This window comes from Burkholderia ubonensis subsp. mesacidophila (assembly GCF_002097715.1).
GTDB lineage: Bacteria > Pseudomonadota > Gammaproteobacteria > Burkholderiales > Burkholderiaceae > Burkholderia > Burkholderia mesacidophila.
On record NZ_CP020738.1, the window covers coordinates 1,030,807 to 1,044,703 of the forward strand.

A 13,897-nucleotide genomic window follows, 5' to 3' on the forward strand; every position below is an offset into this window, starting at 1 on the left:
GTGGCTGAGTACCGCCGCGCGCGAACGCGCTACCAGAAGCCGCGGATGCCCGCGATGCCGTGCGCGCCATGGCATCGCGCGTCGGCGAGCTGGTCGCGGGTCATCCCGCCCAGCGCATAGACGGGCATCGCGACCTGCGCGGCCCATTCCGCGAAGCGGGCCCAGCCGAGCGTCGGCGCGCCCGGGTGGCTGAGCGTCGGCAGCACCGGCGACAGCGTGACGAAATCGACGCCGATGCGCTCGGCGTGCTTCAGGTCGTCGAGCGTATGGCATGCGGCGGATACGAGCCGCGCGCTCGGCAGCGGCCGCCGTGCGGCCGCGCACAGCGCGGCGCCGTCGAGGTGCCAGCCGGCGCTGTCGAGTTGCGTCAGCGCCTGCGCATCGATCCTGCCGTTGAGCACCAGCCGCGCGCCGGCTACGTTACAGCGCGCGAGCGCGTCGGCCGCGAGCCGCGCGAACGCCGCCGCGTCGAACGACTTCACACGCAGTTGCACGAGCGTCTCGCCGCGCGGGAGCACGGCCGACAGCCGGTCGAGGAATGCGCGGCAGTCCGCGTCCGACGCGGAGGCCGGCTCCGGCGTGATCACGCAGCAGGGCGGCAGCGGCGTGCTCATCGCGCGACGCGCCGGCGGCCGGGGCGGCGGGCGTGCGCCGTCATTCGTCGGCTTCCTTCGCGACCTTCGGATACACGCGCACCAGCACGATGCGCGGCCCGTTCATCTTCTTCACGACGACGTCGAAGCGGTCGAACGACACCCGCTGGCCTTCGCTCGGCAGGTCGTTCAGCGCCTGGATCACGAGGCCGCCGACGGATTCCGCGCGCCCCTCGTCGATGTCGATGCCGAGCGCCTGCTCGAGCGACACGACGGGCAGGCTGCCCTTGCCCATCAGCGTGCCGTCGTCGAGGCGGGTCCAGTCCGAGTCGCCCTGGCGGAACTCGTCGTGGATCTGGCCGACGAGCGCGCCGAGCAGGTTGTCGAGCGTCAGGTAGCCGATCGGCTTCTCGCCCTTCTTGCCGACCAGCGCGAAATGCGGCGCGCCCTTGCGGAAGCGGCGGAACAGGTCCAGCGCCGGCGTGTCCGGCTTCACGTACTGCACCGGGCGCACGTAGTCGGACAGGTCGTCGAGCGCCGCGCCCGCGTGGCGCGCGAGCAGCAGGTCCTTCAGGTGGATCAGCCCGCTCACCTGTTCGCGCGAAGCGTCCTCGAACAGCGGATAGCGGCTGAACCGGTGCCGCGCGACGATCTCCATGTTGTCCGGCAGCGGGATGTCGCGGCGCAGGCCGATCATCTCGTGGGCCGGCCGCATCAGGTCGGACACGGTCATCGACGAGAAGTCGAGCGAATGCGCGAGCGTGTTCCACTCGTCGTTGCTGTACGCGCCGCGGGCCGGCTGCGCCGGGTTGTCGGCGGCGCTGCGGCGGCTGCGCAGGATCAGCTTCAGCTCGTCGGTCGAGTAGTGCGCGTCGCCGCCGTGGTCGGTCGACAGGCCGGCGAGCCTCAGCACAGCGTTCGCGCTGGTGTTGAGCACCCAGATCGCCGGGTACATCGCCCAGTAGAACGCGTAGAGCGGCAGCGCGACCCACAGGCCGACCTTCTCGGACTGGCGGATCGCCATCGATTTCGGCGCGAGCTCGCCGACGACGATGTGCAGGAACGAGATCAGCGAGAACGCGAACACCAGCGAGATCAGGTGCACGAGCTGCTCCGACTGCACGCCGATCAGGTCGAGCAGCGGGCCGATCAGCGCTGCGAACGCGGGCTCGCCGATCCAGCCGAGGCCGAGCGACGCAAGCGTGATGCCGAGCTGGCATGCGGAGAGGTACGCATCGAGACGCCCGTGCACGATCCCGAGGATGCGGCCGCGCAGGCCGTGCTTGCGGGCAAGCGTCTTGACGCGCGTCGCGCGCAGCTTGACGAGGCCGAATTCGGCCGCGACGAAAAAGCCGTTGAGGGCCACCAGGAACAACGCGCCGATCAGCGCGAAGATCTGAACCAAGGATTCACTCCGGAAATGTCAGGCCCGTCAGTATAGGGCCGGAAAGGCAAATGTAATATTTTGTGTCGTTGCTTGCCTACACGGACGCCTCGCCGGGGAGTTCAAGCGCGAGCGTGACCGTCGCGCCGTCGGTGAACCGGTCGTGCGTGAACGTACCGCCGTGCGCGAGCGCGACGCGCTGCGCGAGCGCAAGCGTCCATGCGACGCGTTTCGCATCGCGCTCGCGCAGCATCTCGCGGCGCGCGAAGGGCTCGAACACGTGGGGGCGGGCCGGATCGGCGAGCGCCGCGGCATCCACGCGGCAGGCCACGTGCGCGACGAGCCGCGCGCCGTCGCGCGCGCACGCGAACGTCACGCGGCCGCCGGTGGGGCTGGCTTCGGTCGCCGCGACCAGCATGGTCCAGAGCGCCTGCGCGAGTCGTTCGCGGTCGGCGGTGAGCGACGGCGCGCCGTCGGGCAGCGTCGCGTCGAGCGTCACCTGCCGCGCGTCGGCGAGCGCGTAGCGGGCGAGCGCGAGCACATCGTCGAGCAGCGGGCGCAGCGCGAACGGCTGCGGCGCGAGCGCGAGCGCGAGCGTGCGCGTCTCGGCGCGTGGCGCGTCGAGCGCGTCGTCAATTAGTTTCACCTGCTGGTCGATGCCGGTGCGGATGCCGGCGAGCGCGCGCTGCAGGCCCGGATCGGCGTTGGCCAGCTGGCGCTCGAGCACGTACGCCCAGCTGTGCATCGCGTTGAGCGGGCTGCGCAGGTCGTGCGACGCGGTCGACAGCGCCTGGTCGCGGAGGAACAGCGCCGCCTGCGCGGCATAGTGCGCTGCGCGTTCGCGCAGCAGGTCGGCGGGTTCGGGCGTCAAGGAGCGGGCCTGTCGGAAGCGGTTGGACGTGAATCGGGAACCGCCATTATAGGGATCGGGCGTGTCACGCCGGCACCGCGTCCTCGTCCTTTTTCTGCGCGTCGCCGCGCGGCAGCAACTGGCACGCGAGCAGGCCGGCGAGCATCAGCGCGCAGCCGACGAGCGCGCGCAGCGACAGCGTTTCGCCGAGCGCCGCCCAGCCCGCGATCGCGGCGAACACGCCTTCCATGCTGAAGATCACCGCCGCGTGCGCGGGCGCTGCGTCGCGCTGCGCCACCACCTGCAGCGTGTAGCCGACGCCGACCGACAGCAGGCCGCCGTACAGCAGCGTCGGCAGCGCGCCGCGCAGCATCGCGACGCTGACCGGCTCGACGGCGAGGCCGACCGCGACGCACAGCACGCCGCAGGTCGCGAACTGCAGGCACGCGAGCACGAGCGGATCGTGGCGCCGCGCGAGGTGGCCGACCGCCATCACGTGCGCGGCGATGATCACCGCGCCGGCCAGCTGGAACCAGTCGCCGTACAGGATCGAGAAGTGCTCGTCGATGCTCAGGAAATACAGCCCGATCGCCGCGAGCAGCGCGCCGAACCACGTGCCGGCGCCGATCCGGTGGCGCGCGAATGCGCCCATCAGCGGCACGATCACGACGTACAGCGAGCTGATGAAGCCGGCGTTCGCGATCCGCGTGTATTGCAGGCCGATCTGCTGCAGCGAGATCGACACCGCGAGCAGCGCGCCCAGCGCGAGGCCCGGCAGCAGCAGCGCGGGCGCGCGGCGGAGCGCGGCGAGGTGCGTGCGCGACGCCGCGTTGAGCGCCAGCAGCGGCACGAGCACCAGCGCGCCGAGCAGGAACCGCAGCCCGGTGAACAGGAACGGCCCGATCACGTCGAGGCTCAGCCGCTGCGCGACGAAGGCCGATCCCCAGATCGCGGCGGCGCCGAGCATCAGCAGGTTGGCGCGGAGGTGTTGGCGTGCGGCGGGCGTCATGACGGGATGTAAGCGGGAGGACTGACGAAACCCGTCAGTTTACGCCGAGATTGCAAGGCTGTCGGCAAATCGCCGCAGCGCGGCCGCCGAGCGGGTGTCGCGCACGCGCGCATAGAGCACGACCTGCGAGTGAGGCAGCGGCGGCAGCCCGAATTTCGCGCCGACGTCGACCAGCGTGCGCGGCGCGACGCGGCGGGCCAGCGGGCAGACCGCGAGCCCCGCGGCGGCGGCGGCCGCGACCGCCGCGACGCCGCCGCCCGTGAACCGTTCGCGCCACGACCGCCCCGCATGGTCGAGCGCGCGCAGCGCGGCGGCCCGCACCCCGCACGGGCCGGCCAGCACTGCGAGCGGCAGCGGCTCGCCCGCGCGCGGCGCCCAGTCCGGCGCGGCGAGCCACGCGAGCGGCTCGGTGAACAGCACCGTGCCGTCGTCGCGCGGCGGGTCCTCGCCGGGCTCGTGGCGCACGATCACGGCGTCGAGGCGGCGCTCGTCGTACAGCGCGAGCAGGCTGGTGGACGTGCCGAGGTGCATCTCGAGCGACAGGCCCGGGTCCTGCCGGTGCAGGCTCGTGAGCACGGCCGGCAGGTCCGGCACCGCGACGTGCTCGCTGACGCCGAGCGACAGGCGGCGCGTGCCGGCCGCGATCGCACCGAGCGCGTCGTCGTGCGCATCCAGCAGCGCGCGGGCCGCGGGCAGGAAGGTCTCGCCGTCGGCCGCCAGCTTCACGACCCGCGGCGTGCGCTCGAGCAGCGGCTTGCCGAGATGAGCTTCAAGCCGCTTCAGCTTCAGGCTGACGGCCGATTGCGTGGTGCCGAGCGCGTCCGCCGCGCGCGTGAAGCTCGCGAGGTCCGCAACCAGCACGAACGCCCGCACCGCATCCAGGTCGAGTACTTTCATTTTCGATGTAAATGAATGAAATATGTATTGATGACTGTTCATTATAGTTCGGCGTCTTTAACCTGACGTGGCGTTTCCATCCTTCAACGTCACCGCCAGGAGAACCACCATGCCATTCACCCGTATCGCATTGCGCGAAGGCAAGCCGGCCGAATACCGCGCGGCGCTCGTCGACGGCGTGCACCGCGCGCTGATGCGCACCTTCAACGTGCCCGAGGACGACATCTTCATGGTCGTGACGGAGCATGCGAACGAGAACTTCGTGTTCGGCCGCCATTACCTCGACATCGAGCGCAGCGACGATCTCGTGATGATCCAGATCACCGCGAACAACACGCGCACGCTCGAGCAGAAGCAGGCGCTGTACCGGACGATCGCCGACAACCTTGCCGAGCGGCCCGGCGTGCGGCCGCAGGACGTGTTCATCAGCCTCGTCGAGGTGCTGAAGGAGGACTGGTCGTTCGGCAACGGCATCGCGCAATACGTCGTCTGACGCACGGCAAGAACGACAGGCGGCCGTCCGCGCGCCCGGCGCGCGCGCGGTTTTGCGCCGTGTACTATGGAGACTGCATCACGAACGACGCCAGCCAGCGGGAGACGCCGGCGTTTCATCATGAGCGGGAGCCTCCATGTCGCGGGTGCTGGAAGTCGTGTTGTGCATGTCGTTGGAAGGTTGGCCGGCCGCGTCGGCGAGCCGGGCCCGGAGCGCGCAGCGCGACTTCGGCGCCGAGCTTGGCCGTGCATGGCGGATCTGTCCGCAGGTCAGGATGAAGCGCGGCCATGAACGCGTGACGATCGAGCCGTGCGAGGCCGTCGAGGCCGAGCCGAGCCCCGGCGAGAGCTGGTGGACCTGGGTCGAATCGACCGCGCACGAGCGGCGCGTCGTCGCGGCGCGCACGCACACGCTCGCGCCCGGCGTGACGCTGCGCGAGGTCTTCGACGCGGAACACGCGGGCATCGTCGTGGCGGCGCCTGCGCCGGCCGGCCCGCCCGATTCGAACCCGTCGTCCGACGCCGGCGAGGCCGAGGCGGCGGACGTCGCCGTGGCCGTCGAGCGTGAACGCCCCGTGCCTGCCGACGTGGCGTCCCCGCCCGAAGCCGCGCGCGTGCGACTCGTCAGCGAGCGGCGGCGCGGACGGTGGGCCGACGACAGCGGCGTGGTGGTCGAGATGACGCTCGACGACGTCACGATCCACGGTGTCGACCCGTCACCCCGGCGGTACTGCGAGCTGCGTCTCGTCGCGCCGGACTGGCAGACGCCGGACGCCCGCGCCGCCGCGCTGCGCGCGCTGTTCGCCGCCGCGCGCGAGCTGAGCGGTGCGTGGCCCGCGTTCGTCCAGCTGACGAGCGTGATCGACCGCGCGTGCGCGGGCGCGCTGGCGGAGACCGCGTCGGTGAAGGCGCAGTTCGTTGACCTGAGCGGGGTCCGCACGCAGCGTGCCGCGCTGTTCGCGCTGTCCGGCGACATCGCCGCGCAGTGGCTCGGCAACGAAGGCGGCGTGCTCGACCATGAGGATCCCGAGTTCGTTCACCAGATGCGCGTCGCGCTGCGCCGCCTGCGCACGCTGATGCGCTTCTTCCCGCGCTACGCGAACGGCGGCTGGAAAGAGGCGTTCGAGACGGACCTGCGCTGGCTCGCCGCGCTGCTCGGCACGGTGCGCGACTGGGACGTGTTCTCGACGGAAACCTTGCCCGCGCTGATCGCGGCCGACGGCGACAGCGCCGAATGGGCCGGCACCCTCGACGCGGCGCGCGCGCAGTGCGTGGCGGCGCGCGTCGAGCTGCGCCAGGGGCTGCATTCGGCGCGGTACGCGCGGCTCACGCTCGGCTGGCTCGAATGGCTGTGCACGTTCGTGCTGCCGCCCGCCGCCGCGGACGACGACGCGCCGTCGCTGAAGCAGCACGTGACCAAGCGCGTGCGCCGGCAGTTCGGCCACCTGTACGGCGCGCCGTCGCTCGCGACGCTCGACGCCGCCGCGCGCCACCAGGTGCGGATCGACGCGAAGCGGCTGCGCTACGCGCTGGAATTCTTCGCGTCGCTGGCCTCGCGCCGCACGCGCACCGAGACGATCAAGACGCTCGCGCGCGTGCAGGGCGTGCTGGGCGAGGCGAACGACACGGTAGTCGCGCTGCATCGTCTCGAGCAACTGGCGGCGCCGCCATACCAGACCGGTTTCGTGCGCGGCTACGGCGCGGCGCTCGAACGGCGCGCGGTGCACGACGCCGAAGCGCTGCTCGCCAGCCTGCGTCCGCCGAAGCTCGGCGGCAAGGCGGTGTCCGGGCGCGGGCGCTGACTATAATGGCCGCCCGTTCTTGCCATGCCGACCGATGAGCGCCGATCCGCAACCGCCTTCCCGCACCGAACCGCTCGAACTGGGCGGCGAACTGTGGTTGCGCGCGGGCGCGCAGACGCTCGGCGGCTCGGCGCGCATCGCGCTGCTGGCGGCGATCGGCGAGACCGGGTCGATCACGCGCGCCGCGAAGGCGGTCGGCATCAGTTACAAGGGCGCGTGGGAAGCGATCGACACGATGAACAACCTCGCCGGCGAGCCGCTGGTGCTGCGCGCCACCGGCGGCAAGGGTGGCGGCGGCACGACGCTGACGCCGCGCGCGGCGGCACTGATCGCCGCGTTCCGGACGATCGAGCGCGAGCATCGCCGCTTCATCGACGCCGCAAGCGCCGCGGTGTCCGGCTTCGATGTCGACTGGGCGCTGATCGGGAGAATCGGCATGAAAACCAGCGCGCGCAATCAGCTGTTCGGGAAGGTCGCGTCGGTCCGGCGCGGCGCCGTCAACGACGAAGTGGTGCTGACGTTGCCCGGCGGCCAGGCGATCGTCGCGGTAGTCACGCATGAAAGCACCGAGGCGCTCGGCCTGCAGGTGGGCGAGGACGCCTGTGCGCTCGTCAAGGCGTCGTGGGTCATGCTCGCGGCCGACGACGGCGCGCCGGCCGTCAGGGTGTCGGCGCGCAACCAGCTGCATGGGGCAGTCGAGACCGTGAAGGTCGGCGCGGTGAACAGCGAGGTGACGCTCGCGCTCGACGGCGGCGGGACGCTGACCGCGGTCGTGACGAACGACAGCGTCGACGCGCTGCAGCTCGCCGCCGGGCGGCGGGCGATCGCGCTGTTCAAGGCGTCGAGCGTGATTCTGGCGGTGACGGGCTGACGCCTGAGCGTCGCTATGCGACGCGCGTCGGCCACGCGGCGTGCGTGCTCGCCGTTTGCACGCGCCCGTCGCTCAATTGCACGACCTGGTCGCCGAACGCGGCGACGTCGTCCGGATCGTGCGTGATCAGCACCATCGGAATGTCGAGCCGCGCCTGCAGCTCGGCGAGCTCGTGGCGCATCCGCTGGCGCATCGCGCCGTCGAGCGCCGCGAACGGCTCGTCGAGCAGCAGGATGCGCGGCTGCGCGATCAGCGCGCGCGCGAGCGCGACGCGTTGCTTCTGGCCGCCCGACAGCTGCGCCGGATACTGGCTGGCGAGCGCTTCGAGATCGAACGCGCGTAGCCAGTACGCGACTTCCGGCGGCAGCGCCTTCGCGCGCGGATTGCGCAGCCCGGGCGTCAGCCCGAACGCGATGTTCTGGCGCACGTTCAGGTGCGGAAACAGCGCGTAGTCCTGGAACAGGTACGCGACACGGCGTGCACGGGTCGGGACGTCGATGCCGCGCGCGGCGTCGAACAGCGGCTCGCCGTCCAGCGCGATCGTGCCGGCGTCGGGCGCGAGCAGCCCGGCGATTGCCTGCAGCGTCAGGCTCTTGCCCGCGCCGGACGGCCCGAACAGCACGACGCGCTGCGACGTGGCCGCGAACGACACGTCGAGCGCGAAGCGGCGCTCGGCGGTTGCGTAAGTCTTGCGGATGTCGACGACGAGGCTCATGTCAGCCTCCGCCGGGCCGCCTGTGGCCGGCTGACCGCTCCCCCGGGGGGCCGCGGGCAAAGCGAGCGTGGGGGCCGTTTCATCTCAGCGTGCTCCGCTCAACGCGCGCGACGGCACGAGGCGGCCCGCCGCGAGCAGCACGACCACGCACGTGATCGACGTCACCAGCACGAGCAGGTTGGCGGTGCCGTCGTCGCCCGCCTGCACGGCCGCATAGACGGCGACCGACAGCGTCTGCGTGCGGCCGGGCAGGTTGCCCGCGATCATCAGCGTCGCGCCGAATTCGCCGAGCGCGCGCGCGAACGCGAGCAGCGCGCCCGCGAGGATGCCGCGCGCGGCGAGCGGCAGCGTCACGCGGAAGAACACCGCGGCCTCGCCGAGGCCGAGCGTGCGCGCGGCGCGCTCGAGCTGCGGATCGACGCCTTCGAACGCCGCGCGCGCCGACTTCAGGATCAGCGGGAACGCGACGACCATCGACGCGATCACCGCGCCCTGCCACGTGAACACGAGCTGGACGCCGACCGAATCGAGCCATGCGCCGAACACGCCGCGCCGTCCGAGCAGCACGAGCAGGTAATAGCCGAGCACCGTCGGCGGCAGCACGAGCGGCAGCGTCAGCAGCGAGTCGACCACGTCGCGCGCGGGCGAGCGCCAGCGCGCCAGCGCGAACGCGGCGGCGACGCCGAGCACGATGTCGAGCGCGGTCGCCCAGCCGGCCACCTTCAACGACAGCAGCAGCGGAATCCAGGCGTCATGCATGTTGCAGCTCGCTTCTTACTTGCCGGCGGCCGGTTTGAAGCCGAACGTCGCGAGCACCTTCTGGCCCTGCGGCGACGTGACGAAATCGACGAACGACTGCGCCTGCGCGGCGTGCCGGCTGTCCTTGACCACCGCGATCGGGTAGGTGATCGCGGTCTGGGTCGGCACCGTCAGCGCGACCTTCACGCGTCCGGGCATGATCGCCGCGTCGGTGCCGAACACGAAGCCGGCGTCGACCTCGCCGCGCGCGACGTAATCGAGGCTCTGGCGCACGTTGGCCGCCAGCACGCCCTTCGCGCTGATCGCGTCCCAGACGCCCGCCGCGCGCAGCGCGCCTTCGGTGTAGCGGCCGACCGGCACCGACGCCGGGTCGCCGTATGCGATGCGTTTCACGCCGGGCGCGGTCAGGTCGTGCAGCGATGCCGGCGCGGCGGTACGGCTGTCGGCCGGCACGATCAGCACGAGCGAGTTCGCCGCGAAATCGCGCCGCGTGCCGGGCGCGATCACCTTCTCGTCCGCCGCGCGGTCCATCGCCTTCTGGTCGGCGGACGCGAACACGTCGGCCGGCGCACCCTTGACGATCTGCTGCATCAGCACGTCCGACGCACCGAAGTTGAACAGCACCTTGGTGTCGGGATGCTGCTTCTCGTACGCGTCGCCGACGGCCTTGAACGCGTTCGTCAGGCTGGCGGCCGCCGACACGACCAGTTCGTCGGCGGCGCAGGCGGGTGCGTTGAACGCGATGCCGGCGGCGAGCGCGGCGAGCGGCAGCAGGCGAATCAGGGTGCGACGGAGCGGGCGGACGGATGAGCGCATGGCGAATCTGGTTCGGATGACGGAAACCGTAATCGTAATATAGGGCAGGTTATAACGCTCGACATAATGCACATGCGGCGGGCGGCATGGTCATGTTACGAAAGGGGGAAGCGGGCCCGGCGGCGGGCAGGCCGCCACCGGCTGCGGCGACGTGCCGCAGGTTACGCGTGCAGCGTGCCGCGCTGTGCGCTGGGCTGCGAGTCGGTGCGCTGCAGCGACGACGGCTGCGACGCGGGGCGGTAGTTCGGATTGGCCTTCCAGCGCGCACGCACGAACGGCCGCTCGTGACCGGACAGGTGCAGCGCGACCTGGGTCACCCAGCGATGCGACGGCACGGTGACGCCGTGCAGCGCGACGGTGACGAGCGCGAGGCTCACGATGACGGCCGGCACCGACCAGCGGTGCGGCTCGGCGCGCCACGAAGCGGCGATGAAGACCAGCGCGGCGAGCGCGCCGACGATGCAGCCCGTGACCGACTCGGACGGCGAATGCGCGGCGAGCGCAACGCGCGACACGCCGACCGCGACGCCCGCCGCCAGCCCGAGCGCGATGCCGAGCAGCCGCAGCGGCGTGCGTGCGCGAATCAGCGCAAGGAAGATCGCAACCGGATAGACCGACGTGGACAGCATCGCGTGGCCGCTGAAGCCGGTGAAGTCCCATGCGCGGATGCCGATGCCCCAGCCGAGGAACGCGATCTTCGTGAGGGCGACGACGCCGATCGCGCACGCGAGGACCGCGAGCCATCCGGCGGCGCGCTGCCACGAATAGCCGAGCGCGAGCCAGACGGCGATCGTGATGGCGAGCGGCAGCGTCAGGCCGGCGCCACCGAACGCGGTGATCGAGATCCACAGGTGAGACGGCAGGTCGAACATCGGGAAAGGAGAGCGGGCAGAGGCGGGACGAATGCTTAATTAACGCGCGAGCCGGGGAGAGCGACTACAACGGATACAAGCGGCGAAGCACCAGTATAGCGTCGTGCACACATGGAGCCCGATTTTTGCGCGAACGGGAACTATCCCTGCGCAGGATAAATCCCACAAACAGTGTTATTGTGCATTGCACAAACTCCGAACGATACGCTCTCTGTAGCGTCCCCAATTTCTGACTGCGAGCCCGATCGATGACTAAAAGTCTGACGAAGATGTGGCTGGGCGGCATGAAACGCATGCTGTCCCCGCCCGCCAAAGGCGCGGCACGTGGCGCGCAGCGTGTGGCGATCGACGTGATCGAAGCCGCCGCGTCGCCCGCCGCCGCCGATCTGCCGCCCGTGCGCGAGTCGCGCGTCCGACCACGAGCGGCCGCGTGGGCGGCCGGCGAGTGGACGCGCGGCGAACATCCGATGGCGCCCGCGATCGGGCGTCTCGTCCAGCAGCTCGCGTATGCGCTGTACGTGCCGCCCGGCCGCCGGCGCGGCGGCATGCCGCTCGTCGTGATGCTGCACGGCTGCACGCAGACCGCTGACGGATTCGCGCAAGGCACCCGGATGAACCTGCTGGCCGACCGGTACGGATTCGCGGTGCTGTATCCCGAACAATCGCTGCGCGCGCATTCGCACGGCTGCTGGCACTGGTACGAGGACACCGAGCGCGCGGGCCGCGGCGAGGCGCACGCGGTCGCGTCCCTCGTCGACGCGCTGGTCGACGCGCGCGGCTTTGACGCGTCGCGCGTCTATGTCGCCGGGTTGTCGGCCGGCGCGGGGCTCGCGTCGCTGCTCGCGCTGCATTTCCCGGACCGCTTCGCGGCGGTCGCGCTGCATTCCGGGCCGGCGTTCGGCGAAGCGAATTCCGGCATCACCGGGATGGACGTGATGCGGCGCGGCCTGCGCCAGAACCCGGTCGCGGCCGTGGACGCGCTGGTTGGCGCGGACGACGCGCATCCCGGCATGCCCGCGCTGATCGTGCACGGCGATGGCGATCACGTGGTGTCGCCGAAGAACGCCGATCAGCTTGCGATCCAGTTCCTGCGGCTGAACGGGCTGGCGGACAGCCGCGGCGCGGTGCCGGGCGGCGAGCGGGTCGACCTGAACGAGCACGGCGCGCAGGTCCGCGACTATCGCCGCGGCGGCGCCTCCGTCGTCCGCCTGTGTCACGTCAAGGGGCTCGACCACGCATGGGCGGGCGGCGACGAAGCCGTGCCGTTCCATACGGCGGTCGGCCCCGATGCGAGCGAGATGATCTGGTCCTTCTTCGACGCCCATCGCCGCACTGTGGCGGCAGAACGACGCACTGTCTGATCGACGCTGGTCAACACCTAGGGTTTTCCCTATAATTCGGGAAAACCCTAGTCAAAGACCTTTAGATTTGCGAGATCGATCATGTTCATGCTGAGCCGTCTGTTCCTGATGCTGACCAAGAATGCCGAGCAGGCCGCCAAGGAGCGCGCCGATGCTTACCTCGCCGGCGCTTCCGACCTGTACGACCTCGAGTTCCGCATGCGCAAGCTCGATCGCGAAGGCGTGTCGGGCCGTCCGTCCTGGATGACCATCCGCTGAGTATCGTCAGGCGGGGCGTAGCCGGCCATCCGATCCGGCATTGCGCAAAAAAGGGCGCGTGCGGCTTGCATGCCGCACGCGCCCTTTTTGCATTCGGCGGCGCGGGGCGTCAGACGACCGTCAGGCGCACCGGCACGTTGTTGCGCGTCGCGTTCGAGTAAGGGCACACCTGGTGCGCCTTGTCGACGAGCGCCTGCGCGGCGGCCTTGTCGAGGCCCGGCAGCGACACGCGCAGTTCGACGTCGAGCGCGAACCCGCCCGCATCATTCGGGCCGATGCCGACTTCGGCCGTGACCTGTGTGTCGGCCGGGATCGCCTGCTTGCTCTGGCCGGCGACGAATTTCATCGCGCTCAGGAAGCACGCCGAGTAACCTGCTGCGAACAGCTGCTCGGGATTCGTGCCTTCGGCGCCGGTGCCGCCCAGCTCGCGCGGCGCGGCCAGTTTCACTTCCAGCTTGTTGTCTGCGGATACTGCGCGGCCGTCGCGGCCACCCGTGCTCGTTGCGCTCGTCTTGTACAGAATGTTCATGGTGCAGCTCCTGTCGGGATAGAGGGAAGCGGTCCGGTCAGTCATGTTGGCACCGGCCACGGATGAAATATAGAACACAAATGATTTGTGTGCAAATCAAATTTCAAAAAAATTGCCCGGCAGGGCCGGGCTCGCGGCGTCAGCGGTCGGCGGAGGCAGCCAGCGCGTCGCGCAGCTGCTTCAGATCCGTGCGCAGCCGGATCAGGAATTCCGGCGTCTGCTGCATCGCACAAAACAGATCGGCGGGCACCGAGCGCGCCTTGTCCTTGAGCGCACGGCCGTCCGTCGTCAGGCGCACGTTCACGACGCGCTCGTCGGCCGCGCTGCGCACGCGTTCGACATAGCCCAGCGCTTCCAGCCGCTTGAGCAGCGGCGTGACCGTGGCCGGATCGAGATCGAGCCGGGCGGCGACGTCCTTGACCGCGATGTCGTCACGCTCCCACAGCACGAGCATCGCGAGATATTGGGGATAGGTCAGCGACAGCTTGTCGAGCAGCGACTTGTACGCTTTCGTCATCGCGTGCGAAGTCGAGTAGAGCGCGAAGCACAATTGCTCGTCGAGCGTCTGCGGCAGGGTGGGCGGGCGGTCCATGATACGGCGTGCGGTGTTGGCGCAAAAGATTTGTATGCAAATGATTTTGCGCGCAAATGATTCGCTTGAACAGGGGCGCGAGGGCGGGGGCGATTGT

16 protein-coding genes are annotated in these 13,897 nt (G+C 70.4%); 5 read left to right on the top strand and 11 right to left on the bottom strand.

Features of this window, described 5'->3' with window-relative positions; genetic code table 11:
* Window positions 1-29 precede the first annotated feature (29 nt).
* The 5 genes from B7P44_RS22215 to B7P44_RS22235 form a co-directional block, all read right to left on the bottom strand.
* A complete protein-coding gene (locus B7P44_RS22215) occupies window positions 30-614 on the bottom strand; it encodes a thiamine phosphate synthase (protein ID WP_084908160.1) in 585 nt (194 codons plus the stop codon).
* 40 nt (window positions 615-654) lie between these two features.
* The gene (locus tag B7P44_RS22220) at window positions 655-1,998 is read right to left on the bottom strand and encodes a hemolysin family protein (RefSeq protein ID WP_084908161.1); all 1,344 of its coding nucleotides are present in this window, start codon (window positions 1,996-1,998) and stop codon (window positions 655-657) included.
* 76 nt (window positions 1,999-2,074) lie between these two features.
* Complete coding sequence (locus tag B7P44_RS22225) at window positions 2,075-2,848, bottom strand: sensor histidine kinase (RefSeq protein WP_084908162.1); 774 nt, start codon at window positions 2,846-2,848, stop codon at window positions 2,075-2,077.
* Between the two features lie 64 nt (window positions 2,849-2,912).
* On the bottom strand, window positions 2,913-3,836 hold the full coding sequence (locus tag B7P44_RS22230) for a DMT family transporter (RefSeq protein ID WP_084908163.1): 924 nt from the start codon (window positions 3,834-3,836) through the stop codon (window positions 2,913-2,915).
* 39 nt (window positions 3,837-3,875) lie between these two features.
* The gene (locus B7P44_RS22235) at window positions 3,876-4,733 is read right to left on the bottom strand and encodes a LysR family transcriptional regulator (protein ID WP_084908164.1); all 858 of its coding nucleotides are present in this window, start codon (window positions 4,731-4,733) and stop codon (window positions 3,876-3,878) included.
* Window positions 4,734-4,842: 109 nt separating this feature from the next.
* Here B7P44_RS22235 and B7P44_RS22240 point away from each other — a divergent pair, with 109 nt between their 5' ends.
* The 3 genes from B7P44_RS22240 (at window position 4,843) to B7P44_RS22250 (ending at window position 7,898) form a co-directional block, all read left to right on the top strand.
* A complete protein-coding gene (locus tag B7P44_RS22240; RefSeq protein ID WP_059610835.1) occupies window positions 4,843-5,226 on the top strand; it encodes a tautomerase family protein in 384 nt (127 codons plus the stop codon).
* A gap of 136 nt (window positions 5,227-5,362) precedes the next feature.
* The gene (locus B7P44_RS22245; RefSeq protein WP_084908165.1) at window positions 5,363-7,027 is read left to right on the top strand and encodes a CHAD domain-containing protein; all 1,665 of its coding nucleotides are present in this window, start codon (window positions 5,363-5,365) and stop codon (window positions 7,025-7,027) included.
* 34 nt (window positions 7,028-7,061) lie between these two features.
* Complete coding sequence (locus tag B7P44_RS22250) at window positions 7,062-7,898, top strand: TOBE domain-containing protein (RefSeq protein ID WP_084908166.1); 837 nt, start codon at window positions 7,062-7,064, stop codon at window positions 7,896-7,898.
* Window positions 7,899-7,911: 13 nt separating this feature from the next.
* On the opposite strand, the gene B7P44_RS22255 is transcribed toward B7P44_RS22250, so the two are convergent.
* The 4 genes from B7P44_RS22255 to B7P44_RS22270 all read right to left on the bottom strand — a co-directional run bounded on the left by B7P44_RS22255 (window position 7,912) and on the right by B7P44_RS22270 (window position 11,060).
* Window positions 7,912-8,613, bottom strand: a complete 702-nt coding sequence (locus B7P44_RS22255) for a sulfate/molybdate ABC transporter ATP-binding protein (RefSeq protein ID WP_084908167.1) — start codon at window positions 8,611-8,613, stop codon at window positions 7,912-7,914.
* 84 nt (window positions 8,614-8,697) lie between these two features.
* Window positions 8,698-9,372 (bottom strand): molybdate ABC transporter permease subunit, encoded by a 675-nt coding sequence (gene modB / locus B7P44_RS22260; RefSeq protein WP_084908168.1) that lies wholly within the window; start codon window positions 9,370-9,372, stop codon window positions 8,698-8,700.
* 15 nt (window positions 9,373-9,387) lie between these two features.
* A complete protein-coding gene (gene modA, locus B7P44_RS22265) occupies window positions 9,388-10,188 on the bottom strand; it encodes a molybdate ABC transporter substrate-binding protein (protein ID WP_084908169.1) in 801 nt (266 codons plus the stop codon).
* Between the two features lie 161 nt (window positions 10,189-10,349).
* Window positions 10,350-11,060: a phosphatase PAP2 family protein gene (locus tag B7P44_RS22270; protein ID WP_084908170.1), complete on the bottom strand. Its 711-nt coding sequence runs from the start codon at window positions 11,058-11,060 to the stop codon at window positions 10,350-10,352.
* Window positions 11,061-11,308: 248 nt separating this feature from the next.
* Here B7P44_RS22270 and B7P44_RS22275 point away from each other — a divergent pair, with 248 nt between their 5' ends.
* The gene (locus tag B7P44_RS22275; RefSeq protein WP_084908171.1) at window positions 11,309-12,421 is read left to right on the top strand and encodes an extracellular catalytic domain type 1 short-chain-length polyhydroxyalkanoate depolymerase; all 1,113 of its coding nucleotides are present in this window, start codon (window positions 11,309-11,311) and stop codon (window positions 12,419-12,421) included.
* Window positions 12,422-12,502: 81 nt separating this feature from the next.
* Window positions 12,503-12,679 carry a DUF3563 family protein gene (locus tag B7P44_RS22280; RefSeq protein ID WP_084908172.1) on the top strand — a complete coding sequence of 59 codons (177 nt, stop codon included), beginning with the start codon at window positions 12,503-12,505 and terminating at the stop codon, window positions 12,677-12,679.
* A 109-nt stretch (window positions 12,680-12,788) separates the two neighbouring features.
* On the opposite strand, the gene B7P44_RS22285 is transcribed toward B7P44_RS22280, so the two are convergent.
* Both B7P44_RS22285 and B7P44_RS22290 read right to left on the bottom strand, forming a co-directional pair.
* Window positions 12,789-13,208 (bottom strand): organic hydroperoxide resistance protein, encoded by a 420-nt coding sequence (locus tag B7P44_RS22285; RefSeq protein ID WP_084908173.1) that lies wholly within the window; start codon window positions 13,206-13,208, stop codon window positions 12,789-12,791.
* A gap of 139 nt (window positions 13,209-13,347) precedes the next feature.
* Window positions 13,348-13,800 carry a MarR family winged helix-turn-helix transcriptional regulator gene (locus B7P44_RS22290; RefSeq protein WP_084908174.1) on the bottom strand — a complete coding sequence of 151 codons (453 nt, stop codon included), beginning with the start codon at window positions 13,798-13,800 and terminating at the stop codon, window positions 13,348-13,350.
* Window positions 13,801-13,897: the final 97 nt, after the last annotated feature.